Source organism: Pseudarthrobacter sp. BIM B-2242, from assembly GCF_014764445.1.
Classification (GTDB): Bacteria; Actinomycetota; Actinomycetes; order Actinomycetales; family Micrococcaceae; genus Arthrobacter; species Arthrobacter luteus_A.
The window spans coordinates 3,793,745-3,817,750 of sequence record NZ_CP061721.1 but is presented as its reverse complement, the minus strand read 5'-3'; the positions used below and the strand labels follow the sequence as shown (position 1 = coordinate 3,817,750).

Sequence of the window (24,006 nt, the reverse complement as noted above, 5' to 3'; positions counted from 1 at the left end):
AGCCGCAGGGCACGGCAACGGACGACGGCGGGAGGTTCCCGCCGTCGTCCGTTGTTGTGGTTTTTCTTGGGGTGCTTACCGGCTAGGAGGCGCTCCGGGCCGACGAGACCAGGGCTGCCTCAGCGGTGGCCTTTTCGGTCTCGGTGGGCTGCTGCGTCACTGATGGACCACGCCCGGTATTCGCTCCGAACCCTGCGCCCTGGCCGGTCCCGTCTCCCAGCTGTATTCGATCCAGACCGAATAGCCACGGGAGCGTTCAAACATTGACCGGGCATCGGCCCCGTCGGTGGCCATCCAGAGGATCTGACCGTCAGACGTCACGCAATCGATCCGGCCCTTTCGGACAAGCTGGTTGTGAAGGCGAACTTCGACAACCTCACCGATAACCGGCAACCAATCGGCCTGTAGGTGCAGCTTGTTTTTCACGGAGCTTCCCGGGCCTACCGGGAGTCCGCGGGGAAGCACGCAAGCGTTGTGGCGTGGGCTGCCTGCAGGGCCTCCTTGACTGGAAGCGCACGGTGTTCGTCGGACAGGATTTCCACGCCCCAGGGACCATCGAAGCCGAGTGCCTTCAGGGAGCGGATGAACCCGGTGACATCCTGGTCCCCCTGTCCGCACAGGCGGCGGTTGTCCCGGGTGTCTTCGAAGAGAGTGCCCCGGACTTCCGCCGCCGCATCGTTAAGTTCGACGCCGAAAACCTTGTCTGCCTCGAGGCTCGCTGACAGTTCGTCCAGCGTAGTTCCGGCGCGGAAGACGTGCCAGTAGTCCACCACCAGCCCGCACCCGGGCAGGTCCACCTTCCGCATGAGGTCCGCGGCCACCGGCACGCTTCCGACCATCGAAAAGGGCATCGGCTCCAGAGCAATGCGTGTGCCCCGCAGTGCGGCCTCGGCCGTCAGGCGCCGGAGGGGTTCCACCAGGAAGTCCAGGTCATCCAGAGGCTTGCCGATGGAGGTTCCCACTTTGATGAACCGGGCGCCGAGCGTCTCCGCAGCCTCGAGGAGCAGATCGAATTTAGGCCGCCAGGCTGGGGCGAGGCTCTCGTCCCACCAGTCGGTGAGGAGTTCGACTTCAACGTAGCGCAGGCCGGCTACGTCGATGAGGTCCCGCAACGCCGGAAAGCCCAGGGTGGCCCGCGCGGTTGCCAGATCGTCATGTGCGAGACCGAAGCCGGACCACCCAGTGGAGGCAATGGCTTCGAGGCGCTCGGCAATGGGCACGGGGCTGGTCTCGGGGTTTTGCAGCGGCGCCGCGCTGCCGGCGCTGGTCCAGCACGATGCGACGAGTTCCGGGGCGGTGGTGGTGGTCATTGTTCTCCTTTGAACCGAATGGGGCGGACCCGCGATGCGAAGAGGGCTTGAAAATATCAAACCATAGATCGTTGGAACGGTCTATTGACTTACGCGATGCCTGCATTCTAGAGTTGGACCGTTCCACTAAGCGATGTGGATCGCAATCGTTCAGACCAGCGGCCTCCGCATCTCGCCCTACGTCGTGGCGTGGGCATGCAGCGTTCACGAGGTCCCAAATTGGCACGAATCAAGGGAGATTTCACGTGGCAAAATTCAGTTGGCACCGAGGCACAATTGCCCTCGCCATCGTCCCGCTTCTGACACTGGCAGCATGCTCGAGCAGCGGCGGCAAGACCGAAGCGGCATCATCCGGAGAAGCCGGGCAAGTTGCGGACACCGCCCGGATCAAGATCGCGATGATCACCCATGCCGCTGCCGGCGACACGTTTTGGGACATCGTGCGCAAGGGAGCCGAGACTGCGGCCAAAAAGGACAACGTCGAGCTTCTCTACAGCGGCGACGCTGAAGGCGGCCGCCAGGCGCAGCTGGTGCAGCAGGCCATCGATCAGAAGGTTGACGGTATCGTCCTCACGCTCGCCAAGCCCGAAAATCTCAGGGACGTGGTGAAGAAGGCCACGGATGCAGGCATTCCCGTTGTGAGTTTCAACGCCGGTGAAGACCAGTCCAAGGCCATTGGTGCCTTTACCCACTTTGGACAGAGCGACAAGCTCGCCGGCGTGACGGTCGGACAGCGGCTTGCCTCCGAGGGGGTCAAGCACCCGATCTGCGTGATTCAGGAGCAGGGCCACGTGGGCCTCGAGAACCGCTGCGCCGGAGTCAAGGAGAACATCCCCGGAACGGAGATCCTCAACGTCAACGGCGCCGACATGACCTCCGTGTCCTCCACGGTCAGCGCCAAGCTCCAGTCCACCCCGGATGCCGACGCCATCATCGGACTGGGTGCGCCGTTCACCCTGACGATTGTTAAGGCCGTCAAGGAGACCGGAAGCAAAGTCAAGGTCGCGTCCTTCGACCTCAACGGTGAACTCGCGAAGGCCGTAGAGGACGGGAGTGTGGCGTTCACCGTTGACCAGCAGCCGTACCTCCAGGGCTACGGCAGCGTCGACGCCATCTGGCTGAGCAGGGTGGGCGGCTTCACCGTGGGCGGCGGCCAGCAGGTCTACACCGGCCCCGCCGTCATCGACAAGAACAACGCAGCCGACGTCCTGAAATTCGCCGAACAGGGTATCCGCTAACAGCCCGCTGGCCGGGCCGGTCTACGCCGGCCCGGCAGCAAGGAGAATCATCATGACCATCACTCAGACAAAAACAACCCCAAAGTCGGCAGCTGCCGATGAGCGCGTTGCGAAGCGCAGCCCGTTCCAGAAGCTCCTTGGCCGTCCCGAGGTCGGCGCCCTGGTGGGCGCGATTGTCCTCTTCATCTTCTTCGCGTTGGTGTCTTCAACGTTTACCCAGCCCAATGCGCTGGCGACCATCCTGTATGGCAGTTCTACGATCGGGATCATGGCGGTGGGGGTGTCGCTGTTGATGATCGGCGGGGAGTTTGACCTCTCCACGGGTGTGGCGGTGATCTCCTCGGCGCTGACCGCGTCGATGTTCAGCTGGTACTTCAGCACGAATGTCTGGGTGGGGGTCCTTCTTGCCCTGATTGTCTCGGTGGGGATCGGGTTCATCAATGGCTGGATCCTGATGAAGACCAAGCTGCCCAGCTTCATCGTTACCCTGGCCACGTTCCTGATGCTGACCGGTCTGAACCTGGGCCTGACCCGCCTGATCGGCGGTTCGGTGTCTTCACCCTCGATCTCCACCATGGACGGCTTCGCCTCGGCCCGGGCCGTGTTTGCCTCCTCCGTCACCATCGCCGGGATCGACGTCAAAATCACTGTCTTTATCTGGATCGCCCTCGTCGCGGTGGCCACCTGGGTGCTCATGCGGACCCGGGTGGGGAACTGGATCTTCGCCGTCGGCGGGGACGAGAACGCGGCCCGCGCCGTGGGTGTGCCGGTCAAGGCCACCAAGATCGGCCTGTTCATGGGCGTGGGGTTCTGCGGCTGGGTCCTGGGCATGCACAACCTCTTCGCCTTCGACACGGTGCAGTCCGGTGAGGGCGTGGGCAACGAGTTCCTCTACATCATCGCCGCGGTGATCGGCGGGTGCCTCCTGACCGGCGGCTACGGCTCGGCCGTGGGCGGGGCGATCGGTGCGTTCATCTTCGGCATGGCCAACAAGGGCATCGTGTACGCGCAGTGGAACCCGGACTGGTTCAAGTTCTTCCTGGGCCTGATGCTGCTGCTGGCCACCATCGTGAACCTCATCGTCAAGCGCCGCGCGGAACTGAAGTAAAGGGGCCCGGAAATGAACGCCAATCAGATCGACCAGCAGACCCTGCTGCAAAACGAAAAAGATCCTCTCACGCACACCCCGGTGCACCTGCTCTCGCTCGACGGGGTGGGCAAGCACTACGGGAACATCATCGCTCTGTCCGATGTCACCATGGCCGTGGACAACGGCCGGGTCACCTGCGTGCTGGGCGATAACGGCGCGGGGAAGTCCACGCTGATCAAGATCATCGCCGGCCTCCACCAGCACGACGCCGGTGTCTTGAACATCATGGGCGAGGAACGGAAATTCTCTTCCCCGCGCGATGCCCTGGATGCCGGGATCGCCACGGTCTACCAGGACCTTGCTGTGGTGCCTTTGATGCCGATCTGGCGGAACTTCTTCCTCGGCTCCGAGCTCACCAGCGGTTTTGGGCCGTTCAAGAGCATGGACGTGGAGAAGATGAAGGCCATCACGCTCAAGGAACTCGCCGAGATGGGCATCGACCTGCGGGATGTGGAGCAGCCCATCGGGCAGCTCTCCGGCGGTGAACGCCAGTGTGTGGCGATCGCCCGCGCGGTGTACTTCGGCGCGAAGGTCCTGATCCTGGACGAGCCGACGGCGGCGCTTGGCGTGAAGCAGTCCGGTGTGGTGCTGCGCTATATCCTGCAGGCCCGCGACCGCGGCCTGGGGGTCATCTTCATCACCCACAACCCGCACCACGCCTTCCCCGTGGGAGACCGGTTCCTGCTGCTCAAGCGCGGCAAGTCCATCGGCTACTACGACAAAAAGGACATCACCCTGGACGAACTCACCGCCCAGATGGCCGGCGGCGCCGAACTCGCCGAACTCGCCCACGAACTCGAACAACTCGGCGGCCACAGCGACGTCGTGAAAGAGGTTCAGGCCGAGGTAGCGGAAGTCGCTGACGCAGCCCACGAGGGCACCACCAAGCGCCACTGAGCGCCAACATTTACAACCAGATGGAGCAACCATGCAAATGCTAATCGCCGGAACCTGGCGCGGTGCCGCCGACGGCAGGACCGAGGACGTACGGTCGCCCTTTGATGGCCGGATCATTGACACGGTTCCGGTCGCCACGGTCGAGGACGCCCAGGCCGCTCTGGACCGGGCCGAGATCGGCGCCCACCTGCAGCGGGCCACGCCGGCACACGTGCGGGTGGACATCCTCCTCCGCGCGGCTGCCCTGGCCGACGAGCGTGCCGAGGACATTGCCCAGGCGATCAGTGCCGAAACCGGGAAGCCGATCACGGAAGCCCGGGGCGAAGCCAGCAGGTCAGGAAACATCATCCGCCTTGCCGCCTACGAGGGAAGTCAGTTGTATGGATCCACCCTTCCGCTGGATGCCAACGCGGGTACCGGGCTGGACAAGATCGGCTTCACCCTGCGGCAGCCCGTGGGCATCGTTGTTGCCATCACACCGTTCAACTACCCAGCCCTGCTGGTGCTGCACAAGATTGCGCCGGCGCTGGCAGCCGGCAACGCCGTCGTGCTCAAACCCGCCCGTGCCACGCCGCTGACGGCGCTGAAACTGGCGCAGTGCTTCGTCGACGCCGGCCTGCCGCCGGAGGCTCTGTCCGTCCTGACCGGCCCCGGAAGCACCCTGGGCGATGTGCTCGTCACCGACCCCCGGGTGCGGAAAGTCTCGTTCACCGGGTCCACTGCCACGGGAACGCGGATCAGCTCCATCGCCGGGGTCAAGAAACTGTCCCTCGAACTTGGCGCCTCCTGCCCCGTGATCATCCTGCCGGACGCAGATCTCGAACTCGCTTCCAGCGCCGTGGCAGCAGGCGGCTTCATCAACTCCGGCCAGGTCTGCATCTCGGTGCAGCGGGTCATCGTGGACCGCCGCGTCGAAGCAGACTTCCTGGACGCCCTCGTGCCCAAGGTGGAGGCCATCGCCGTGGGCAACCCGAAGGAGGCCGACACCCGGCTCGGGTCACTGATCTCTGAAGAAGAAGCGATCCGCGTCCACACCTCGATCGGTGAGGCCCGGAACTCCGGCGCCAAGGTGCTCACCGGCGGAGACCGCGATGGCGCCGTTATCACCCCGGCCGTTGTTGCCGGCGTCGACCCCCGCTCCCCGCTGAGCCGCAACGAACTGTTCGGACCCGCCGTCGCCGTTTCCTCCGCGACGGACATCGAATCAGCCATCGCCATGGCCAACGACAACGACTACGGGCTCGGCGCCGGAATCTTCACCTCAGATGTCTCCGGCAGCATCCAGGCCATGCGGCAGATCGATGCCGGGAACATCCACATCAACTGGACGCCCCTGTGGCGGGCCGACCTTATGCCCTACGGAGGGCTCAAGGGCAGCGGCATCGGCAAGGAAGGCGTCCGCTCCGCAGTGAATGAAATGACCGAAGAGAAAACGGTCATCCTGCACGGACGCCCCTGGTAACCCACCACCCGACTTGGAATAAGGCAATGACCACTAACTCACAGACCATCAGGCTCACCACAGCCCAAGCCCTCATCAAATACCTGTCGGTCCAGCATTCCGTTGCGGACGGTGTCCGACGCCGCCTGGTGCCTGCTGCCCTGGGCATCTTCGGACACGGCAACGTTGCCGGGCTGGGCCAGGCCTTCGACGAACTCGCCGATGACATGCCCTTCATCCAGGGCCGCCACGAACAGTACATGGCCCACATTTCCACGGCGTTTGGAAAGGCAAGCCGACGCCAGGCCGTCCTCGCCGTGACCGCATCCATTGGCCCGGGCGCCCTCAACCTCGTCACCGCCGCCGGACTGGCGACAGTGAACAGGCTTCCGCTGCTCCTCCTTCCCGGAGACACGTACGCAACACGGCATCAGGGCCCTGTACTGCAGCAGCTCGAGCACCCCATTGAGGCGGACGCCACGGTCAACGACGCGTTCCGGCCCGTCTCCCGCTTCTTCGACAGGATCAACCGTCCGGAGCAGCTCCTGACCGCCCTGCCACAGGCCATGCGTGTGCTGACCAGCCCCACCGATACCGGCGCCGTGGTCATTTCGCTGCCCCAGGACGTGCAGTCCCACGCCTACGACTTCCCGGCCGAATTCTTCGAACCGCGCGACTGGAAGATCCGCCGTCCGTTGCCGGACCTTGAAGAGGTCGACGACGTCGCCCGGCTTGTCCGCTCGGCTGAGCGTCCGGTGATCATCGCCGGCGGCGGCATCCACTACTCCGATGCCCACGCTGCACTCGAAGCGCTGGCCGGCCAGGTCGGAATTCCCGTGGTGGAGACCTTCGGCGGTAAGGGCGCCGTCACAAAGGACGAATGGTGGCAGGTAGGCGGTGTGGGCCTGGAAGGTAACTTCGCCTCCAACACCCTCGTCAAGCAGGCCGACCTGGTCCTGAACGTCGGCACGCGGCTCACCGACTTCGCCACCGGTTCACAGTCCATCTTCGAGAACCCGGAGGTCCGTTTCGCGTCCTTGAACATTGTGGATGCCGATACCCGCAAGCAGGGCGCCACAGGGATCCTCGCCGACGCCCGACTGGGGCTGGAAGCCCTCGCCCAGGCACTGGAGGGCCACAGCACCAGCGAAGCCTGGCAGGACACCGTCCAGGCCGAGAAGGCCGGCTGGGCACCGATCCGGTCCACGTGGCTCGACGCCGACACCGCCTACAACCCGGCCGAGCATCCGGACGCGCCCGTCACGGAAGCCGTCCTCACCCAGCCGCAGCTGATCGGACTCATGCAGGAACACGCACGCTCCGGCGACACCGTCATTGCCGCTGCCGGCGGTGCTCCCGGCGACCTGCAGAAGGTCTGGGACGCCACAGGGAACCGCAACTGCCACCTCGAATTCGGTTTCTCCTGCATGGGCTACGAAATTGCCGCCGGCATGGGCGTCCGCCTGGCCGAAGGCAACAACGACAACCGCGTGGTCACGTTCATCGGCGACGGTACGTTCCTGATGGCACCCACGGAGATCCTCACCGCGGCGCAGGAAGGGCTCAACGTCACCATCATCGTCTCCGAAAACCACGGCTACCAGGTCATCCACCGGCTGCAGATGAACCGCACCGGCAAGGAATTCGGCAACGAGTTCCGTTACCGCACCACCGGAGGCAGTGTCGCGGCCACTGACGCCCCCAAGGCCCGGCTCGACGGCGACTACCTCAAGGTGGACCTGCGGCAGATCGCCGAAGGCCTCGGTGCACTGGCCATCCGCGCCACCTCGGCAGCCGAGGTCCGCGAGGCGCTGTCTTCCACCCGGGACACCCAGGGCCCGGTGGTCATCGTGGTACCCACGGTGCCGCATGTTGACCTGCCCGGCGGTGACGTCTGGTGGGATGTTGCCCCGGCGGAAGTCTCCGGGCAGGAATGGGTCCGCACCCTCCGCACTGACTACGAGAAGGCACGCGGCAGCCAGCGGTGGTTCGGATGAGCCAGGGACCACTGAATGCGGGGCAGCTGCGCCGGCGCTTGTCCGACGGCGATGTCACGATCGGCACGTTCGTCGGACTGTCCTCGGCAACCGCGGCCGAAGTCTGTGCCGCCGCCGGAGCCGACTGGATCCTGATCGACCTCGAACACGGCTCCGGCGGCGAGGACGCGGTCCGCGACGGCGTTGTTGCCGCCGGCAGCTACGGCGTCCCCACCATCGTCCGGGTCGAATCCGGAGACCGCATCCGGATCGGCCGTGTCCTGGACCAGGGCGCCGCCGGGATCATGGTTCCGCGGTTGGACACCGTCGATCAGGCCGCCGAATCGGTGAAGCACATGCTGTATCCGCCCCTCGGGGACCGAGGTGTGGCCACCTACAACCGCGCCTGCCGCTGGGGCATGGACCGTCGCACGCTCACCGAACCGCAACAGGAGACCCTCGGTGTTATTCAGATCGAAACCCTCGATGCGTTGGAGTCCGTCGAAGACATCGCCGCCCACGACGGCGTCGACGTGATCTTTGTTGGGCCCCTGGATCTTTCCTACGCCCTCGGGGTTCCGCTGCAGTTGGACAGCAACGTCTTCCAGGAGGCCCTGGAGCGCGTCGTAGCCGCGGCCCAACTGCACAACAAGGCAGCCGGCATCCTCGCCGTGGACGGCATGGGAGCCGCCAAGTATGTCCGCCAGGGCTTCCGGTTCGTGGCCATCGGCTCGGACTCCACCATCATGGCGGCGGCGTTCCGCGACGCCTTCGATACCGCCCGCAACTGACTCATTACAAGCAAAGGAAAGCAAGAACGTGAACGCAGAATCTCGCACCATCGGCGTCGGTCTCATCAGCGTCGGCTGGATGGGAAAACTCCATTCCAGGGCCTACCAGGCCGTCCCGTACGCCTACCCGGAGCTGGGCCTGAAGACGAAGCTCGTCATTGCCGCCGACACAGCGCCCGGCCGCGTGGACTATGCACGCGATGTCCTGGGTTTCGCTGAAGGCACTACCGACTACCACGACGTCCTGAACCACCCCGACGTGGACGTCGTCTCCATCTGCGCGCCCAACTTCCTGCACGCTGAGATCGGCATTGCAGCCGCCAAAGCAGGCAAGCACTTCTGGATCGAAAAGCCTGTCGGACGCGGCTACCAGGAAACCGCAGCCGTGCAGGAAGCCGCCGTGGAGGCCGGCGTCGTGACGTCCATCGGCTACAACTACCGCCACGCTCCGGCTGTGGAGCACGCAAGGAAGCTGATTGCTGACGGACGGCTTGGCAGGATCACCAACGTCCGGGCCGTCTTCTTCTCCGGCTACGCCTCTGAGCCCAACGGCGCCCTGTCCTGGCGCTTCGACCGGAAACTCGCCGGAACGGGCGTGCTGGCCGACCTGTTCAGCCACGCAACCGACCTGTGCCAGTATGTAGTCGGACCCATCGCCGAGGTGACCGCGCTGACCAGCACCGTCTACACGCAGCGGCCCAAGCTGGCGATGGGATCCGGCACGCACTTCGCAGTGATTGAAAACGGTGAAATGGGGGAGGTCGAGAATGAAGACTACGCGGCAGCGCTGGTCCGCTTCGGCCCGTCCGCAGTCGGCGCAGGCGCCGTCGGCACCATCGAATCGTCCCGCGTCGCCGTGGGACCCGAGTGCGGTTACCAGATCGAGGTCTACGGCACCGAAGGCTCACTCAAATGGGATTTTGAGCGCATGAACGAACTCAAGGTCTGCCTGGGACGCAACAACGACGAGCAGGGGTACACCACGGTGAACGCCAGCCCGCGCCACGGCGACTACGCCTACTTCCAGCCCGGCCCCGGCAACAGCATGGGCTTTGACGACCTCAAGGTGATCGAGGCGAAGAAGTTCCTCGTCGCCGTCGCCGGCGGAGCGCAGGAAAACTCGAACATCCACGATGCCGCCTCGGCTGCCGCGATCGTCAGCGCTGCCGAAGCCTCCTCATTCTCCGGCCAGTGGCAGAAGATTGAGGAAATCCACGGCACCACGGCAGCGCGGGCCTAGCGATGAGCATCGCATCCGCCCGTCGGCCCACGATCAAGGACGTGGCCGAACGCGCCGGCGTCTCCAAATCCTTGGTCTCCCTCGTCCTGCGCGATTCACCGCGCGTCAGTGACGAACGCCGTAAGCGGGTGCTCGAAGTTGTTGAGGAGATGGGCTACGAGTTGAACCTCGCAGCCCGGTCCCTGGCAACCCGGGACAACGGCACTATTGGTGTCCTGGTCAGCGACATGCACAACCCTTGGGCGTTTGACGTGGCCGACGCCGCACGGACCGTGCTGGAAGAGGCCGGACACACCGTCCTCTTCAGCGCGGTCACGGCCGCAGGCAGGGGAGTGGACCAGTCCATCCTCCAGGCCTTCCGGGACCTGCGCGTGGCGGGCCTGCTGGTGGTGGGAACGGTGCCCGACAAGGCGCCGTTCAACCGGGCCGTGTCCGGCGGGGCCGTGGTCTTCGCCGGCGGCGGACCGGACTACATTGACACGGCAGACGTGGTCCGCAGCGACGATACCCTTGGCATGAGCATGGTGGTTGAGCACCTGATCGCCCAGGGGCACGAGAACATCGCGCATCTGGGCGGGCTGGGCGGCTCGGTGGGCCGGGCCCGCGTGGACGGATATTCCGCCGCCATGGAAGAACACGGGCTGTCCCGCCACATCCATATTGTCGAAGCCGACTTCTTCCAGGAGTCCGGCTACGTTGCCGCCCAGCGGGCACTGGGCTCCTCGCGGTCCAGGCACCAGCGCCCCACCGCGCTGGCGTGCATCAACGACCTCGCCGCCTTCGGCGCGATGACCGCTGCCGATGAACGCGGCGTCGAAGTGGCCATTACCGGCTACGACAACATCGCGCTGGGTGCCATGCCCCGCCTTGGACTGACCACCGTTGATCCGGACAGCTCCGGCATTGGCGTCGCCGGGGCCAAAACGCTCCTGGAGCGCATCGCCGACAGCGATTTTGGCGGCGGCTTCGTCCACCAGCCGATCGTCCCTCAACTGGTCATACGCACGTCCAGCCTGCTCGGCCTCTAACCTCCCACCCACCGCCACCCCGTAGGCTTTCCAGCCGCCCCGGGGTGCACCCCCACATCTTCAAGGATGACGATGGCTTCCCTCAGCACACCCCAAATACTCGTAGCCCTTGGCGGCGTCGAGGCCGGACTGGTCGAACCGGAACTGGCACCGCACCAGCAGATCATCCACAATCCCACCGACGCGGACCTTGCCCGGGCCGATGCCGCCATTGTCCGCGCCGCGTACCGTGTTGACCGTGAACTCCTTGACCGGATGCCCGCCCTGAAGGTCATCGCAAGGACCGGCGTCGGTACCGACCTCGTGGACGTCGCCGAGGCGAACCGCCGGGGCATCCCGGTGGTCATCACGCCCGGAAGCAACACGGCGTCCGTGGCCGAAGGCGTGTTCTCCCACCTCCTGGCATTGGTCAAGAAGCTCTCGACGCTGACGGCCCTGGTCCGCGACGGCCGCTGGAACGAACGCTCCGCCGTTGCCGTGGGCGACCTGGAGGGCTTCACGCTGGGCATCATCGGCTACGGGCGCATAGGACGCCGCGTCGCCCGGATCGCCGAAGCCTTCGACCTCAAGGTCCTGGCCTTCGATCCGTTCGCAGACGTTCCTGCCGGCGTCCGGTGCAAAACCGTCGAAGAACTGCTGGAACGCAGCGACTTCGTCACCCTGCACGTGCCGTTGACACCGGAAAACCACAACCTCATCAACGCAGAACGCCTCGCCTTGATGCCCGCCGGAGCCGTCCTCGTCAACTGCAGCAGGGGCGGGCTCGTGGACCTTGACGCAGCCCACCAGGCCCTTCTCTCCGGGCAGTTGGGCGGCCTCGGACTCGACGTCTACGATCCCGAACCGCCAGCCCACCACGCTGTCTTTGACCTCGGGAACGTGGTGCTGACGCCCCACCTGATGGGCTTCACCCGCCAGGGTATGGCCCACACGGTCCGCGACGCCGCCAAAGGCGCCGTCGACGTCCTCGCAGGACGGGCCCCGGCAGCCGTGGCAACCCCGTGATGAACACCCCCACCACACTTACTCAAGCTGAATCAACCACAGGCGGATCACCCGCCGGCGGGAAACACGAAAGGACCCCCACCCATGTCCAGTGAACGACCGCTCAAGGTTGCCCTCTTCGGATCCGGCCGCATCGGCCAGGTCCACGCCCGGAACATCGCCGACCACCCGGACCTGGAATTGGCCTGGATCGCTGACCCGTTCATCAAGGGCGCACAGGACCTTGCCGCCGTTACCGGCGCGCAGGCCGTCGAAACCGCCGATGAGGTTTTCGCTAACGCTGACCTGGACGCCATCATCATCGGTTCGCCAACGCCCACCCACGTCGACCTGATCTCCCGGGCCGCGGCCGCCGGCGTCGCCGCCCTCTGCGAAAAGCCCATTGACCTGGACATCGACCGGGTCCGCGAATGCCGGGACCAGATCCGCGGCACCACCAGCCCCCTGATGCTCGGCTTCAACCGCCGCTTCGACCCCAACTTCGCCTCGCTCCGCGCACGGGTTGAAGCCGGGGAAATCGGGCGCCTGGAGCAGCTGACCATCATCAGCCGGGACCCCGCTCCGGCGCCCAAGGCATACATCGAAACGTCCGGCGGGATCTTCCGGGACCAGAGCATCCACGACCTCGACATGGCCCGGTTCTTCGTCCCGGACATCATCGAAGTATCGGCCACCGGCTCAAACCTGTTCTGCGACTACATCGAAGAGGCCGGTGACTTCGACTCGGTGGTCATCAATCTGCGGGGACGCGGCGGTGAGCAGATCACAATCATCAATTCCCGTCACAGCGCCTACGGCCATGACCAGCGGCTGGAAGCCTTCGGCAGCGAGGGCCTGCTGACCGCTGGCAACATGGCTCCCACCACAGTGCGAAAGTTCAGCGCCGCCGGCACCGAAGAGTCCGACGCCTACTTGCCGTTCTTCCTGGAACGCTACGGCCAGGCCTACCGCAATGAGCTGGACAGCTTCGTCAAGGCCGTCCGCGGCGGAACCAGCTGCAGCCCCGGCTTCGACGACGGCGTCATGGCCCTTGTGCTGGCCAACGCTGCCGAGGAATCCGCCAGGTCAGGCCACGTGGTCACCATCGGAAAGGAGTAGGGAATGAACAACCCGCTCCTCGCTGACAAGGTGGTCCTTGTCAGCGGCGGCACCCAGGGCCTCGGGGCAGGCATTGCCCGCCGGGCGGCAGCCGAAGGCGCGGCCGGAGTGGCCGTGACCGGCCGCAACGCCGATTCGGGCGAAAGGCTCGCCGCCGAGCTGGAGAAGTCCGGCGTCAAGGCCCGCTTCATCAAAACTGATCTGGCCGACGTCGAGCAGGCACGCAATTCCGTGCTGGAAACCATCTCCGTCTTCGGGCAGCTCGACTGCGCCGTGAACGCGGCCGGCCTCACCACCCGCGGAACGATGCTGGACACCACCCCGGAACTCTTCGATGCGCACATCGCAATCAACCTGAAGTCGCCGTTCTTCATCATGGCGGAGACGATCAAGCACCTCCGGGAGCGCAAAGTCCCCGGCAGCATCCTGAACGTCATCTCCATCGCCGAACTCGGCGGCCAGCCCTACCTGGCGCCCTATGTGGCGGCAAAGGCCGGGCTGGCCGGCGCTACCCGGAACGCCGCCCACGCGCACCGCTGGGACAAGATCAGGATCAACGGCCTGGACATCGGCTGGACGGCCACCGAAGGCGAAGAAGAGACCCAGCGGAAATTTCACGGCGCAGGAGACGACTGGCTGGAAAAAGCCAACGCCTCCGTGCCGATGGGCAAGCTCGGACAAGTGGGCGAGATCGCCGAATTTGTAGTTTTTCTCCTCTCCAGCCGGAGCGGAGTGGTCACCGGCTCGGTCATTGACTGGGATCAGAACGTACTTGGAGGATCAGATTGAGCATCATTACCAGCCGCCTTGCCGCCGCCCCCATTTCCTGGGGCGTGTGCGAAGTCCCCGGGTGGGGGCACCAGCTTGAAGCAGACCGCGTCCTGTCCGAGATGACCGCCCTGGGCATCACGGCCACGGAATTCGGCCCGGCAGGCTTCCTGCCCGAGGAAGCAACCGCACGCGCCGAGGTGCTGCAGCGGCACAACCTGCAGGCCATCGGCGGATTCTTTCCGATCATCCTGCACGATGCCGCCAAGGACCCGCTCAAAGCAGTTTCCGCGGAACTGGACGCCTACCAGGCGGCAGGAGCCACCATCATGGTCCTCGCCGCGGAAACCGGCGTCGCCGGATATGACCAGCGGCACGAGCTCGACGCCGACGGCTGGCACCTGTTCGGCCGGAACCTTGACACCATCGTCCAGGCAGCCGCCGATCAGGGCATCCAGGCAGTAGTGCATCCGCACGTGGGCACAATGATCGAGACGACGTCGGACGTCAACCGCGTCCTGAACGACACCGCCGCGAACCTCTGCCTGGACACCGGCCACCTTCTGATCGGCGGCACAGACCCCGGGCAGCTAGCCCGGGACTACGCCGCGCGCATCGGCCACACGCACCTCAAAGACGTGCGCAAAGCCGTGGCCGATCGCGTCCAGAAGGGTGAAATCTCCTACACCGACGGCGTCAAGACCGGAATGTACGTCCCCCTAGGACAGGGGGATGCCGGAATCTCAGACATCGTCCTGAACCTCCTCGAGGCCGGCTACGGCGGCTGGTTCACGATGGAACAGGACACCATCCTCGAGGCCGCCCCGGCAGGGGACGGGCCCGTCCGGGATGTCCGGCAGTCTGTGGCCTTCCTCCGTGAATTGGAAGCCGGGCTCGCTACATGAGCGCGGTGCGCTGGGGCGTTCTCACCACCGCCCGCATCGCCCAGGACAGGTTCCTGCCGGCCATGCAAAAGGCCCGCAACGCCACCGCCTCGGCGATCAGCAGCCCCAACGGCCGAGCCGCCGAGGTCGCCGCCCGCTTCGGCATCCCGGCTGTCTACTCGTCGCATGAAGAGCTGCTGGCGGATCCGGCCATCGAGGCCGTCTACCTCCCGTTTCCCAACGGACTGCATGCGGAATGGATCATCGCGGCGGCGGAGGCCGGCAAGGACATCCTGTGCGAGAAGCCGCTGGTGGGCAGCCTCGAAGACTACGCCCGCGTCGTCAAGGCCTGCCAGAGCAACGGGGTGAGCCTGATGGAGGCGTTTATGTACCGTTTCCACCCGCAGCACCAGAAAGTCCGTGAGTTCATCGACGCGGGCCGGATCGGCCGGATTGTCTCGATGCATGCGCGGTTCCACTTTGTGATGGACCGCAGCCCGGGCGAGGTCCGCCTTCAGACGGGTCTTGAGGGAGGTGCCGTCAACGATGTCGGTTGCTACGCCGTCGACATCATGAACATGGTGATGGGACGCGCCCCCGCGAGCGTGTACGCCAAGGGAACCAGCCCGGGGGACCCCGTGGAGACCACCGTCGCCGCGATCCTGGATTACGACGGCGTCATCGGAACCCTGGACTGTGGTTTCGAAGGACCCCGCGTGAACACGTTCCAGATCATCGGCACGAAGGGGCAGATCACGCTCGACAACGCCTTTGACCCGCTTCCGGGGGAGGCAGCCCGCGTGACCGTTTCCCTCCGGGACGGCAGCACCGAGGTCTTCGACGTGATCGAAGACCCGTTCAAGGTCGAAATTGAACGGTTCAGCATCTGGGCCCGCAGCGCCGGGCAGGAAGTTGTCCACCAGGAACTGACGGAACAGAACCTGGCCGTCCGCCTCGCCCTCCATGAATCCCTCGCCGCAGGACTCCCACGGAACGTCGAACCGGTCCACGCCGTGGAACACCACTTACTACAGGAGCAGTAACCATGACTTTCATCAACCACTTCATCAGCGGATCCGAGGCAACAGGTTCTGGAACCGACACCAAGCCCGTCTACAACCCCGCGACGGGCGCCGTCACCGCAGAGCTGCGGCTGGCCAACCAGGCGGACCTTGACGCGACCGTCGCGGCGGCCAAGGCCGCCGCCGTCAGCTGGGGCGATATTTCCCTGGCCAAGCGCACCGCGGTGCTGTTCAAGTTCCGTGAACTGGTCGCCGCCCACGTGGATGACCTCGCGCAGCTGATCACCGCCGAGCACGGCAAGGTCCTCTCCGACGCGAAGGGCGAGATCGGCCGCGGCCTGGAGGTCATCGAGTTCGCCTGCGGCATCCCGCAGCTGCTCAAGGGTGAATATTCGGACCAGGTCTCCACCGGCATCGACGTGTTCTCCTTCCGGGAGCCGATCGGCGTGGTCGCCGGCATCACCCCGTTCAACTTCCCCGTGATGGTACCGCTGTGGATGGCGCCGATGGCGATCGCCACCGGCAACGCCTTCATCCTCAAGCCCTCCCACCGGGTTCCGTCCGCGGCAATGCTGCTGGCCGACCTCTTCACGCAGGCAGGTCTGCCCGACGGCGTGTTCCAGGTCCTGCACGGAGACCGCGAAGTGGTCTCCGGCCTCCTGACCCACCCGGATGTGGACGGCATCTCCTTCGTCGGCTCCACCCCGGTGGCCAAGCACATCAACGAGGTAGCGACGGCCCACGGCAAGCGCGTACAGGCCCTGGGCGGTGCGAAGAACCACGCCATCGTGCTGCCCGACGCCGACCTCGACAACGCTGCCGACCACCTCGCCGCGGCCGCATTCGGCTCCGCCGGCCAGCGCTGCATGGCCATCTCCGTGGCCGTCGCCGTCGGTGACGCCGCCGACCTGCTGGTGAAGAAGGTGGAAGAGCGTGCCGTGGCCGTCAAGGTCAAGAACGGCACCGAACCGGACGCCGACATGGGACCGGTCATCAGCGCAGACTCCAGGAACTTCATCGTCAAGACGATTGCCGAGGCGGAGGCCGCGGGTGCCGCGATGGTGGTGGACGGCCGCGACCTGGTGGTACCCGGCCATGAGGAAGGCTTCTGGGTTGGCCCCACGGTCATCGACCACGTCAAGACCGAAATGAGCGCCTACACCGAGGAGATCTTCGGACCGGTTCTCGTTGTGGTCCGCGTCGAGGACCTCGACGCCGGAATTGCCCTCATTAACGCCAACCCGTACGGCAATGGCACAGCCATCTTCACCTCCTCCGGCGCGGCTGCCCGGAAGTTCCAGCGCTCCGTGGACGTGGGCATGATCGGCATCAACGTGCCGCTGCCGGTGCCGGTTGCCTACTACTCCTTCGGCGGCTGGAAGGCGTCACTCTTCGGCGACAAGCACATTTACGGCCCCGAAGGTGTGTCCTTCTATACCCGCGGCAAGGTGGTCACCTCACGCTGGCCCGAAGCAAGCCACGCATCAGGCGCGTCGTACAACTTCCCGTCCAACTGAGGAAACGGGTTTCGGCAGGCTCAACCACCGGTGGTTGAGCCTGCCGAAACCGTCATCGACGGCGGGAAGTCCCGCCGTCGATGACTGAGTATTGGATGCCACCTAAGTCAGCCGCCCCGGGGTGGCAAGGGCTACACTCGCACCCTCGCTGCCGCGGTTTCGCGAACCTGGCGGAAATCCGGTGCTTCGGGGCTGGTCAGGAATTGCGGATCAGACTTGCGGGCCTCAAGGTCGTCAAGCGATTTGCCCTTGGTATCGGGGGACAGGAAGGTAGCCAGCGCTGCGACGGCGCAGATGCCGAATGTTGTCAGCCCGATCACCAGGGGGACGTTGGCGGATCCCGGCGGAGCGATAGCGGTGAAGATGCTCGGGAAGAACGAGGCGATCATGAGGCCCAGGTTCTGCGACACCGCGAACCCCGTCACGCGGATACGCATGGGGAACTGCTCCTGGAAGAACGTGGCAAAGGTGGCGTTCCACATCTGGAAGAAGATGCCCTGGACAACCACAACGCACACGAAGACCAGTGCCAGGCTGCCCTGCTCGATGGCCCACAGGTATCCGCCGGCCAGCACTCCGCCGCCGATGCCGCCGGCCACCATCAGCATCCGCCGGCCGATCCTGTCCGACAGTGCGCCGAAAAGCGGGATGGTGGCGACTGCGGCCACGTTGGCCACGAGTGTCACCCAGAGGAATTCGCTGCTGGTGAAGCCGTTGCCGTAGCCCTCCTGGGTGGCGTAGGAGACGCCGAAGATCAGCGTGGCCATGCCGATCACGTTGGTGAACGTCATGATGACGCAGCGGACCATGACCCAGGGATGGCTGCGCACAAGGTCAACGAAGGGGAACCGGGGCTTCGCCTTGCCCGTTCCGGTCTGCGCCAAGTACGCCGGCGGCTCTTGTACACGACGGCGGATGAGGTAGCCGGCCAGGATCACGAAGGCGCTGAGCAGGAACGGGATGCGCCAGCCCCAGGACTGGAACTGGTCAGCGGGGAGGATGGCTGCGAGGGGAAGCAGCACGGCGGTGGCAAGGATGGAGCCCACCTGTGTGCCCTGCAGGCTGAAGCTTGTGAAGAATCCGCGCTTGGCATCGGGAGAGTGCTCCACGATCATGGCGCTGGCGCCGCCCAGTTCGCCGGCGACGGCGAACCCTTGGATCAGGCGGAGGATCACCAGAAGGATCGGTGCCAGGACGCCCACCTGTCCGTATGTGGGCAGGAGCCCGACGGCGAACGTCGCGAAGCCCATCAGCAGCATGGCAAAAACCAGCACCTGCTTACGGCCGTGCCGGTCGCCGTAAGCGCCCAGGACAACTGCGCCCACCGGACGGGAAACGTAGCCCACGGCGTAGGTGGCGAGCGAGGCGATGATGGCCACTGTCTTGTTCTCGGACGGGAAGAAGATGGCCGGGAAGATCAGCGTCGCGGCCAGCGAGTACAGCGCAAAATCGTAGTACTCAAGTGCGCTTCCGATCCAGCCGCTCATTGCCGCTTTCTTGGGGTCCCGCTGGCCGGCGCTGGCTTCAGGGGTTGGGCGGATTGCCCCTGGGGTGGTGCTCATTCTGATGAATTCCTTCGTCGTCATTGGCTAGGAACCGGGACGGTATGTTCCGGACGGTCAACGTGACCGTGAAGAGATCAGGCTGGAAAGGCCTTTCCGATGAATCGTTTCATCAAAGATAGAACGTGACGCCGGTTACGTCAATGGGGCATGGTGGCACAGCATCGCAGCGACCGGGTTCGCCCTGCGAGAACCGCCCCAACTTCCTCTCTATCACCGGCGCCGTTCCCAGCCTCCGGACGTAAACTGACCCTCGCACCACGTTTTGTGGACACTGCGTCAGGTTGGAACCCGGATGCTCTGGAAATTGCTAGTTGAATACCTGCGGCCGCACCGGCAGCTGCTGATCGCCGTCGTGGTTTTCCAGCTGGCGCAGTCCATCGCGTCCCTGTACCTGCCCACGCTGAACGCGGACATCATCGATGAAGGCGTGGCCAAAGGCGATACCGGCGTCATCCTCAGCCTGGGCGCCCTGATGCTGGGGATCACGCTGCTGCAGATCGTGTGTTCCGTGATCGCCGTGTACTTCGGGGCTAAGGCGGCCATGGGCGCGGGCCGCGACCTGCGAGGCGCGATCTTCACACGGGTCGGCGAGTTCTCCGAGCAGGAAGTCACAAGGTTCGGCGCGCCCAGCCTGATCACGCGGTCCACGAATGACGTCCAGCAGGTCCAGCAGCTGGTTCTGATGGGCGCCACCATGATGGTGGCCGCGCCCATGCTCGCCATCGGCGGGGTGATCATGGCCGTGCGGCAGGACCTGCAGCTGTCCTGGCTGATCGCCGTGGCCGTGCCCGCGCTCATGATCGGCGTGGGCCTGATCATCATCCGTATGGTGCCGCTGTTCCGGAAGATGCAAAAGCGGATCGACACGGTGAACCGCGTCCTCCGCGAACAGCTCACCGGCATCCGCGTGGTGCGCGCGTTCGTCCGGGAGGACATCGAGACCGCCCGCTTCGGCCAGGCGAACGACGACGTCACGAACACCGCGCTGCGTGCCGGCCGGCTGATGGCGCTCGCCTTCCCCGTGGTGATGCTGGTGCTGAACGTCTCGTCCGTGGCGGTGATCTGGTTCGGCTCGTTCCGGATCGAGGACGGCTCCATGCAGGTGGGCACCCTGATCGCGTTCCTGAGTTACCTGATGCAGATCCTGATGTCCGTCATGATGGCCACCTTCATGGCGGTGATGATCCCGCGCGCCGCCGTCTCCGCGGACCGGATCGGCGAGGTGCTGAACACGGAGTCGAGCGTCCGGCCGCCGCTGCATCCTGTCAGCTCCGCCGCCTCAAAGGACGGGCACCGGCGCGGGCAGCTGGAAATGCGCGACGTCGGATTCGCCTACCCGGGTGCCGATCAGCCCGTCCTCTCCGGGATCAGCTTCACCGCCACGGCAGGGCAGACCACGGCGATCATCGGCAGCACCGGCGCCGGCAAAACCACCCTGGTGAACCTCATGCCGCGGCTGTTCGATGCCACCACCGGCTCGGTCAGGATGGACGGCGTGGACGTGCGCGAGCTGCACCCGGACCTGCTCTGGGGGCACATCGGCCTGGTCCCCCAGCGGCCCTACCTCTTCAGCGGGACCGTCCGCAGCAACCTGCAGTACGGCAAGCCGGACGCCACCGAGGACGAACTCTGGAAAGCCCTGGAGATCGCCCAGGCCAAGGACTTCGTGGAGGAGATGGAGGGCAGTCTCGATGCGCCCATCTCCCAGGGCGGCACCAACATCTCCGGCGGGCAGCGGCAGCGGCTGGCCATCGCCCGGGCCCTGGTGAAACGGCCCGAGCTGTACATCTTCGACGACTCGTTCTCCTCCCTGGACACCGGCACCGACGCCCGGCTCCGCCAGGCCCTCAAGCGCAGCACCGCCGGCGCCACGCTGGTGATCATCGCCCAGCGCGTCTCCAGCATCGTGGACGCGGACCAGATCTTAGTGCTCGACGACGGCAGGATCGTCGCGCGCGGAACGCACGCGCAGCTGCTGGAAACCTCGGAGACGTACCGCGAGATCGTCTCCTCCCAGCTGGCAGCGGAGGAGACGGTATGAGCACGCAGAACCGGCCACCGTCGGGCGCTGCTTCCGCGCACGCAGCCGGATCCAACACCGCCGCCCCCGGCGGAACCGCACCTGCCTCGAAAACGGGAGCTGCCGACGTCGTACGCATTCCGCGCCCCGCGCGCGGACCGGGACAGGGCGGACCGTTCGGCGGGATGAATATCCCGGCGGAGAAGGCGATGAATTTCTGGCCGTCGGCCAAACGGCTGCTGGGCACCCTGCGGCCGGAGCGGGCGTGGCTGCTGCTGGTGCTGGTGACGGGCATTGCCAGCGTGGCGCTCTCGGTGATCGGACCGCGGCTGCTCGGGGAGGGCACCAACCTGATCTTCGCCGGGGTGGTGTCGCGGGAGCTGCCCGCCGGGGTGGGCAAGGCGGAGTTGATCGCGCAGCTGCGGGCCGCGGGGGAGAACCAGAAGGCGGACATGCTCACGCCCATGGCGCTGACGCCGGGGGACGGGATCGACTTCGCGGCGCTGTCCAGCGTGCTGCTGTGGGCGCTGGTGCTGTACGTGCTGGCGTCCGCGTTTATGTGGGTGCAGGCGTATGTGCTCAACGGGGTGGTGCAGCGGACGGTGTTCGGGCTGAGGGAGGAGATCGAGGCGAAGATCCACCGGCTGCCGCTGCGGTATTTCGATTCGATCCAGCGCGGCGAGCTGCTGAGCCGGGTCACGAACGATGTGGACAACGTCTCGCAGAGCCTGCAGCAGTCCATCAGCCAGGCGGTCACGTCGGTGCTGACGGTGGTGGGTGTGCTGGTGATGATGGTGATCCTTTCGCCCACGCTGGCACTGATCGCGTTGGTGACCGTGCCGCTGACGCTGGGGGTGACGGCGCTGATCGCCAAGCGCTCGCAGAAGCTGTTTGTGGCGCAGTGGAAGAACACGGGTGAGCTGAACGGGCAGATCGAGGAGACGTACACCGGGCATGCGCTGGTGAAGGTGTTCGGCCGGCAGCGCGAGGTGGAGGAGCGGTTCCGGCAGAAGAACGTGGAGCTGTACGAGGCGAGCTTCGGCGCGCAGTTCATTTCAGGGCTGATCATGCCGGCCATGACGTTCATCGGGAACCTGGTGTACGTAGGGATCGCGGTGGTGGGCGGCCTGCAGGTGGCGTCCGGGGCCATGCAGCTGGGCGACGTGCAGGCGTTCATCCAGTACTCGCGCCAGTTCACCATGCCGTTGGCGCAGCTGGGGTCCATGGCGAACCTGCTGCAGTCCGGGGTGGCGAGCGCCGAGCGGGTGTTCTCGTTGTTGGATGAGGAGGAGGAGTCTGCTGAGCCTCCTCCCTCTTCTGGTCCGGTGTTTGGGCGTGGGCGGCTGGTGTTCTCGGACGTCTCGTTCTCGTATTCGCCGGACAAGCCGTTGATTTCATCGTTGTCTCTTGTGGCGGAGCCGGGGCAGACGGTGGCGATTGTGGGCCCGACCGGGGCGGGCAAGACGACTTTGGTGAACCTGATGATGCGGTTCTACGAGCTGGATGAGGGGCATATAACGCTCGACGGCGTGGATGTCACCTCGGTGCCGCGGCGGGAGCTGCGCTCGCGGCTGGGGATGGTGCTGCAGGATACGTGGCTGTTCGGCGGGACCATCCGGAACAACATCGCGTACGGGCGGCCTGGTGCTACTGAATCCGAAATTCTGGAGGCGGCGCGGGCCACGTATGTGGACCGGTTCGTGCGGTCGCTGCCGGAGGGGTACGACACGGTGCTGGAGGACGAGGGCTCCAACGTCTCCGCGGGGGAGAAGCAGCTGCTGACGATTGCACGGGCGTTTCTGGCCCGGCCGTCGGTTTTGATTTTGGATGAGGCGACGTCCTCCGTGGATACCCGGACTGAGGTGCTGGTGCAGAAGGCGATGCGGGCTTTGAGGAGCGACCGGACGAGCTTTGTCATCGCCCACCGCCTGTCCACGATCCGCGACGCCGACCTCATCCTGGTGATGGAGGCTGGCCAGATCGTGGAGCAGGGAACGCACGCTTCACTGCTGGCCGCCGGCGGGGCATACGCACGGCTGTACGAGGCGCAGTTCGCGGCTCCCGTGGCGGAGATCTAGCCATCGTCGTTGCTGACAACCACCGCCTACGCGCTGCTGCTGGGGGAACAGACGCCGGTGGCGACGATCCGCGGTCTTCCGTTTGGAGGGGTGGGAAATCAGCCGGCCCGTTCAAAGGGGGCATCTTCCTCGCCCGCCTTGGGCTTCCAGCCGAGCTCGAGGGAGATCGACATGGTGGTTGCCAACAGGTCGGGAACACTCTTGCGGAGCTCCTCCAGACCGGTCTTCTCACGGAAGGTAGTAATGGAGATTGCTCCGGCCACCCTGTCAGCGTGGTCCCAGACGGGAGCGGCGATGCAGTTTGAAACGACGTCGAATTCGCCGTTGTCCTCTGCCCACCCGCGTTTCCGCACCGTGTCCAGGCGCTTCATGAATTCCGGCTTGGTGGTGATCGTTGTCGGTGTTCGCGGCTCGAAGGTGGCGTTGCTAAGAATGGCGTCCCTTCGCGCGTTGTCCATGAACGCGAGGATTGCCTTGCTGACTCCGGCCGTATGGATGACCACAAATCCGCCGATGCGCGTGTTGAGGCTGATGGCTTCCTGCGGTTCCACCTTGTCCACGTAGACGATGTGGTTGGTCTCCGGGACAGCGAACTGGACGGTGTGCCCGAGGTGTTCGCTGAGCCGGACAATGTGGGGGTGGACTACCGACCGGAGGTCAAACTGCTCCAGGGCTGATTGCGCCAGCCCGGCGAGCCGGAACCCCACTCCATAGAGGCCACGTTCGTCGGTCCGGACGAATCCGGCGTCCATCATGGTCTGGAGAATCCGGGAAGCCGTTGTCCGGTGAACGCCAAGGTCGGCGGCGATGTCTTTCAATGACCGCGGGTGAGCGCTGCAGTATTCCAGAATCTGGATGGCTCTGGCTACTGTTTGCGACATGGCCTGCTCGTTCCTGTGATTGCAATATTCGTCTTGCGGATTGGGTGCGGCATACGATCTGATGTCCTCAGTTTAGACATTTGTTGGTGACTCAGGT

At 65.2% G+C, this 24,006-nt stretch carries 20 protein-coding genes; 16 read left to right on the top strand and 4 right to left on the bottom strand.

Features of this window, described 5'->3' with window-relative positions; all coding sequences use genetic code 11:
- Positions 1-156: 156 nt before the first annotated feature.
- Positions 157-426, bottom strand: a complete 270-nt coding sequence (locus IDT60_RS17610; protein WP_191080040.1) for a hypothetical protein — start codon at positions 424-426, stop codon at positions 157-159.
- Between the two features lie 14 nt (positions 427-440).
- Entirely contained in the window at positions 441-1,310 is an 870-nt protein-coding gene (locus IDT60_RS17605) for a sugar phosphate isomerase/epimerase (RefSeq protein WP_191080039.1), read from the bottom strand.
- Positions 1,311-1,555: 245 nt separating this feature from the next.
- Between IDT60_RS17605 and IDT60_RS17600 the strand changes: the two genes are divergently transcribed.
- The 14 genes from IDT60_RS17600 to IDT60_RS17535 all read left to right on the top strand — a co-directional run bounded on the left by IDT60_RS17600 (position 1,556) and on the right by IDT60_RS17535 (position 17,365).
- Positions 1,556-2,548, top strand: a complete 993-nt coding sequence (locus IDT60_RS17600) for a substrate-binding domain-containing protein (protein ID WP_191080038.1) — start codon at positions 1,556-1,558, stop codon at positions 2,546-2,548.
- A 52-nt stretch (positions 2,549-2,600) separates the two neighbouring features.
- Positions 2,601-3,656 (top strand): ABC transporter permease, encoded by a 1,056-nt coding sequence (locus IDT60_RS17595; protein ID WP_191080037.1) that lies wholly within the window; start codon positions 2,601-2,603, stop codon positions 3,654-3,656.
- A 12-nt stretch (positions 3,657-3,668) separates the two neighbouring features.
- Positions 3,669-4,595, top strand: coding sequence for an ATP-binding cassette domain-containing protein (locus IDT60_RS17590; RefSeq protein ID WP_191080036.1), 927 nt, complete (start codon positions 3,669-3,671; stop codon positions 4,593-4,595).
- Positions 4,596-4,626: 31 nt separating this feature from the next.
- A complete protein-coding gene (locus tag IDT60_RS17585) occupies positions 4,627-6,057 on the top strand; it encodes an aldehyde dehydrogenase family protein (protein ID WP_191080035.1) in 1,431 nt (476 codons plus the stop codon).
- Positions 6,058-6,083: 26 nt separating this feature from the next.
- Positions 6,084-8,033, top strand: coding sequence for a 3D-(3,5/4)-trihydroxycyclohexane-1,2-dione acylhydrolase (decyclizing) (gene iolD, locus IDT60_RS17580; RefSeq protein ID WP_191080034.1), 1,950 nt, complete (start codon positions 6,084-6,086; stop codon positions 8,031-8,033).
- Complete coding sequence (locus IDT60_RS17575) at positions 8,030-8,803, top strand: HpcH/HpaI aldolase/citrate lyase family protein (RefSeq protein ID WP_191080033.1); 774 nt, start codon at positions 8,030-8,032, stop codon at positions 8,801-8,803. Before iolD ends, IDT60_RS17575 begins: the two co-directional genes overlap by 4 nt.
- 28 nt (positions 8,804-8,831) lie before the next feature.
- Complete coding sequence (locus tag IDT60_RS17570; RefSeq protein WP_191080032.1) at positions 8,832-10,043, top strand: Gfo/Idh/MocA family protein; 1,212 nt, start codon at positions 8,832-8,834, stop codon at positions 10,041-10,043.
- 2 nt (positions 10,044-10,045) lie between these two features.
- The gene (locus tag IDT60_RS17565) at positions 10,046-11,071 is read left to right on the top strand and encodes a LacI family DNA-binding transcriptional regulator (RefSeq protein WP_191080031.1); all 1,026 of its coding nucleotides are present in this window, start codon (positions 10,046-10,048) and stop codon (positions 11,069-11,071) included.
- A gap of 72 nt (positions 11,072-11,143) precedes the next feature.
- Positions 11,144-12,076 (top strand): NAD(P)-dependent oxidoreductase, encoded by a 933-nt coding sequence (locus IDT60_RS17560; RefSeq protein ID WP_191080030.1) that lies wholly within the window; start codon positions 11,144-11,146, stop codon positions 12,074-12,076.
- An 84-nt stretch (positions 12,077-12,160) separates the two neighbouring features.
- Positions 12,161-13,174: an inositol 2-dehydrogenase gene (gene iolG / locus IDT60_RS17555; RefSeq protein ID WP_191080029.1), complete on the top strand. Its 1,014-nt coding sequence runs from the start codon at positions 12,161-12,163 to the stop codon at positions 13,172-13,174.
- Between the two features lie 3 nt (positions 13,175-13,177).
- On the top strand, positions 13,178-13,963 hold the full coding sequence (locus IDT60_RS17550) for an SDR family oxidoreductase (RefSeq protein ID WP_191080028.1): 786 nt from the start codon (positions 13,178-13,180) through the stop codon (positions 13,961-13,963).
- Positions 13,960-14,847 carry a sugar phosphate isomerase/epimerase gene (locus IDT60_RS17545; RefSeq protein ID WP_191080027.1) on the top strand — a complete coding sequence of 296 codons (888 nt, stop codon included), beginning with the start codon at positions 13,960-13,962 and terminating at the stop codon, positions 14,845-14,847. The genes IDT60_RS17550 and IDT60_RS17545 overlap by 4 nt, the downstream gene beginning before the upstream one ends.
- Positions 14,844-15,869, top strand: a complete 1,026-nt coding sequence (locus IDT60_RS17540; RefSeq protein ID WP_191080026.1) for a Gfo/Idh/MocA family protein — start codon at positions 14,844-14,846, stop codon at positions 15,867-15,869. The genes IDT60_RS17545 and IDT60_RS17540 overlap by 4 nt, the downstream gene beginning before the upstream one ends.
- 2 nt (positions 15,870-15,871) lie before the next feature.
- Complete coding sequence (locus IDT60_RS17535) at positions 15,872-17,365, top strand: CoA-acylating methylmalonate-semialdehyde dehydrogenase (protein WP_191080025.1); 1,494 nt, start codon at positions 15,872-15,874, stop codon at positions 17,363-17,365.
- A 131-nt stretch (positions 17,366-17,496) separates the two neighbouring features.
- Here IDT60_RS17535 and IDT60_RS17530 read toward each other — a convergent pair whose 3' ends face one another.
- The gene (locus IDT60_RS17530; RefSeq protein ID WP_191080024.1) at positions 17,497-18,927 is read right to left on the bottom strand and encodes an MFS transporter; all 1,431 of its coding nucleotides are present in this window, start codon (positions 18,925-18,927) and stop codon (positions 17,497-17,499) included.
- A gap of 295 nt (positions 18,928-19,222) precedes the next feature.
- Between IDT60_RS17530 and IDT60_RS17525 the strand changes: the two genes are divergently transcribed.
- The gene (locus IDT60_RS17525; protein WP_191080023.1) at positions 19,223-20,971 is read left to right on the top strand and encodes an ABC transporter ATP-binding protein; all 1,749 of its coding nucleotides are present in this window, start codon (positions 19,223-19,225) and stop codon (positions 20,969-20,971) included.
- Positions 20,968-23,028 (top strand): ABC transporter ATP-binding protein, encoded by a 2,061-nt coding sequence (locus tag IDT60_RS17520; protein ID WP_305072125.1) that lies wholly within the window; start codon positions 20,968-20,970, stop codon positions 23,026-23,028. The genes IDT60_RS17525 and IDT60_RS17520 overlap by 4 nt, the downstream gene beginning before the upstream one ends.
- A gap of 98 nt (positions 23,029-23,126) precedes the next feature.
- Here IDT60_RS17520 and IDT60_RS17515 read toward each other — a convergent pair whose 3' ends face one another.
- Positions 23,127-23,909: an IclR family transcriptional regulator gene (locus IDT60_RS17515; RefSeq protein WP_191080022.1), complete on the bottom strand. Its 783-nt coding sequence runs from the start codon at positions 23,907-23,909 to the stop codon at positions 23,127-23,129.
- Positions 23,910-24,006 lie beyond the last annotated feature (97 nt).

Bases quoted from the DNA above. Each gene is read 5' to 3' on its own strand.
- IDT60_RS17515 (WP_191080022.1), bottom strand. From the start codon at position 23,909: ATGTCGCAAACAGTAGCCAGAGCCATCCAGATTCTGGAATACTGCAGC.
- IDT60_RS17525 (WP_191080023.1), top strand. From the start codon at position 19,223: ATGCTCTGGAAATTGCTAGTTGAATACCTGCGGCCGCACCGGCAGCTG.
- IDT60_RS17550 (WP_191080028.1), top strand. From the start codon at position 13,178: ATGAACAACCCGCTCCTCGCTGACAAGGTGGTCCTTGTCAGCGGCGGC.
- IDT60_RS17535 (WP_191080025.1), top strand. From the start codon at position 15,872: ATGACTTTCATCAACCACTTCATCAGCGGATCCGAGGCAACAGGTTCT.
- IDT60_RS17560 (WP_191080030.1), top strand. From the start codon at position 11,144: ATGGCTTCCCTCAGCACACCCCAAATACTCGTAGCCCTTGGCGGCGTC.
- IDT60_RS17605 (WP_191080039.1), bottom strand. From the start codon at position 1,310: ATGACCACCACCACCGCCCCGGAACTCGTCGCATCGTGCTGGACCAGC.
- IDT60_RS17590 (WP_191080036.1), top strand. From the start codon at position 3,669: ATGAACGCCAATCAGATCGACCAGCAGACCCTGCTGCAAAACGAAAAA.
- iolG (WP_191080029.1), top strand. From the start codon at position 12,161: ATGTCCAGTGAACGACCGCTCAAGGTTGCCCTCTTCGGATCCGGCCGC.
- IDT60_RS17575 (WP_191080033.1), top strand. From the start codon at position 8,030: ATGAGCCAGGGACCACTGAATGCGGGGCAGCTGCGCCGGCGCTTGTCC.
- IDT60_RS17585 (WP_191080035.1), top strand. From the start codon at position 4,627: ATGCAAATGCTAATCGCCGGAACCTGGCGCGGTGCCGCCGACGGCAGG.
- IDT60_RS17565 (WP_191080031.1), top strand. From the start codon at position 10,046: ATGAGCATCGCATCCGCCCGTCGGCCCACGATCAAGGACGTGGCCGAA.
- IDT60_RS17520 (WP_305072125.1), top strand. From the start codon at position 20,968: ATGAGCACGCAGAACCGGCCACCGTCGGGCGCTGCTTCCGCGCACGCA.
- IDT60_RS17530 (WP_191080024.1), bottom strand. From the start codon at position 18,927: ATGAGCACCACCCCAGGGGCAATCCGCCCAACCCCTGAAGCCAGCGCC.
- IDT60_RS17595 (WP_191080037.1), top strand. From the start codon at position 2,601: ATGACCATCACTCAGACAAAAACAACCCCAAAGTCGGCAGCTGCCGAT.
- IDT60_RS17540 (WP_191080026.1), top strand. From the start codon at position 14,844: ATGAGCGCGGTGCGCTGGGGCGTTCTCACCACCGCCCGCATCGCCCAG.
- iolD (WP_191080034.1), top strand. From the start codon at position 6,084: ATGACCACTAACTCACAGACCATCAGGCTCACCACAGCCCAAGCCCTC.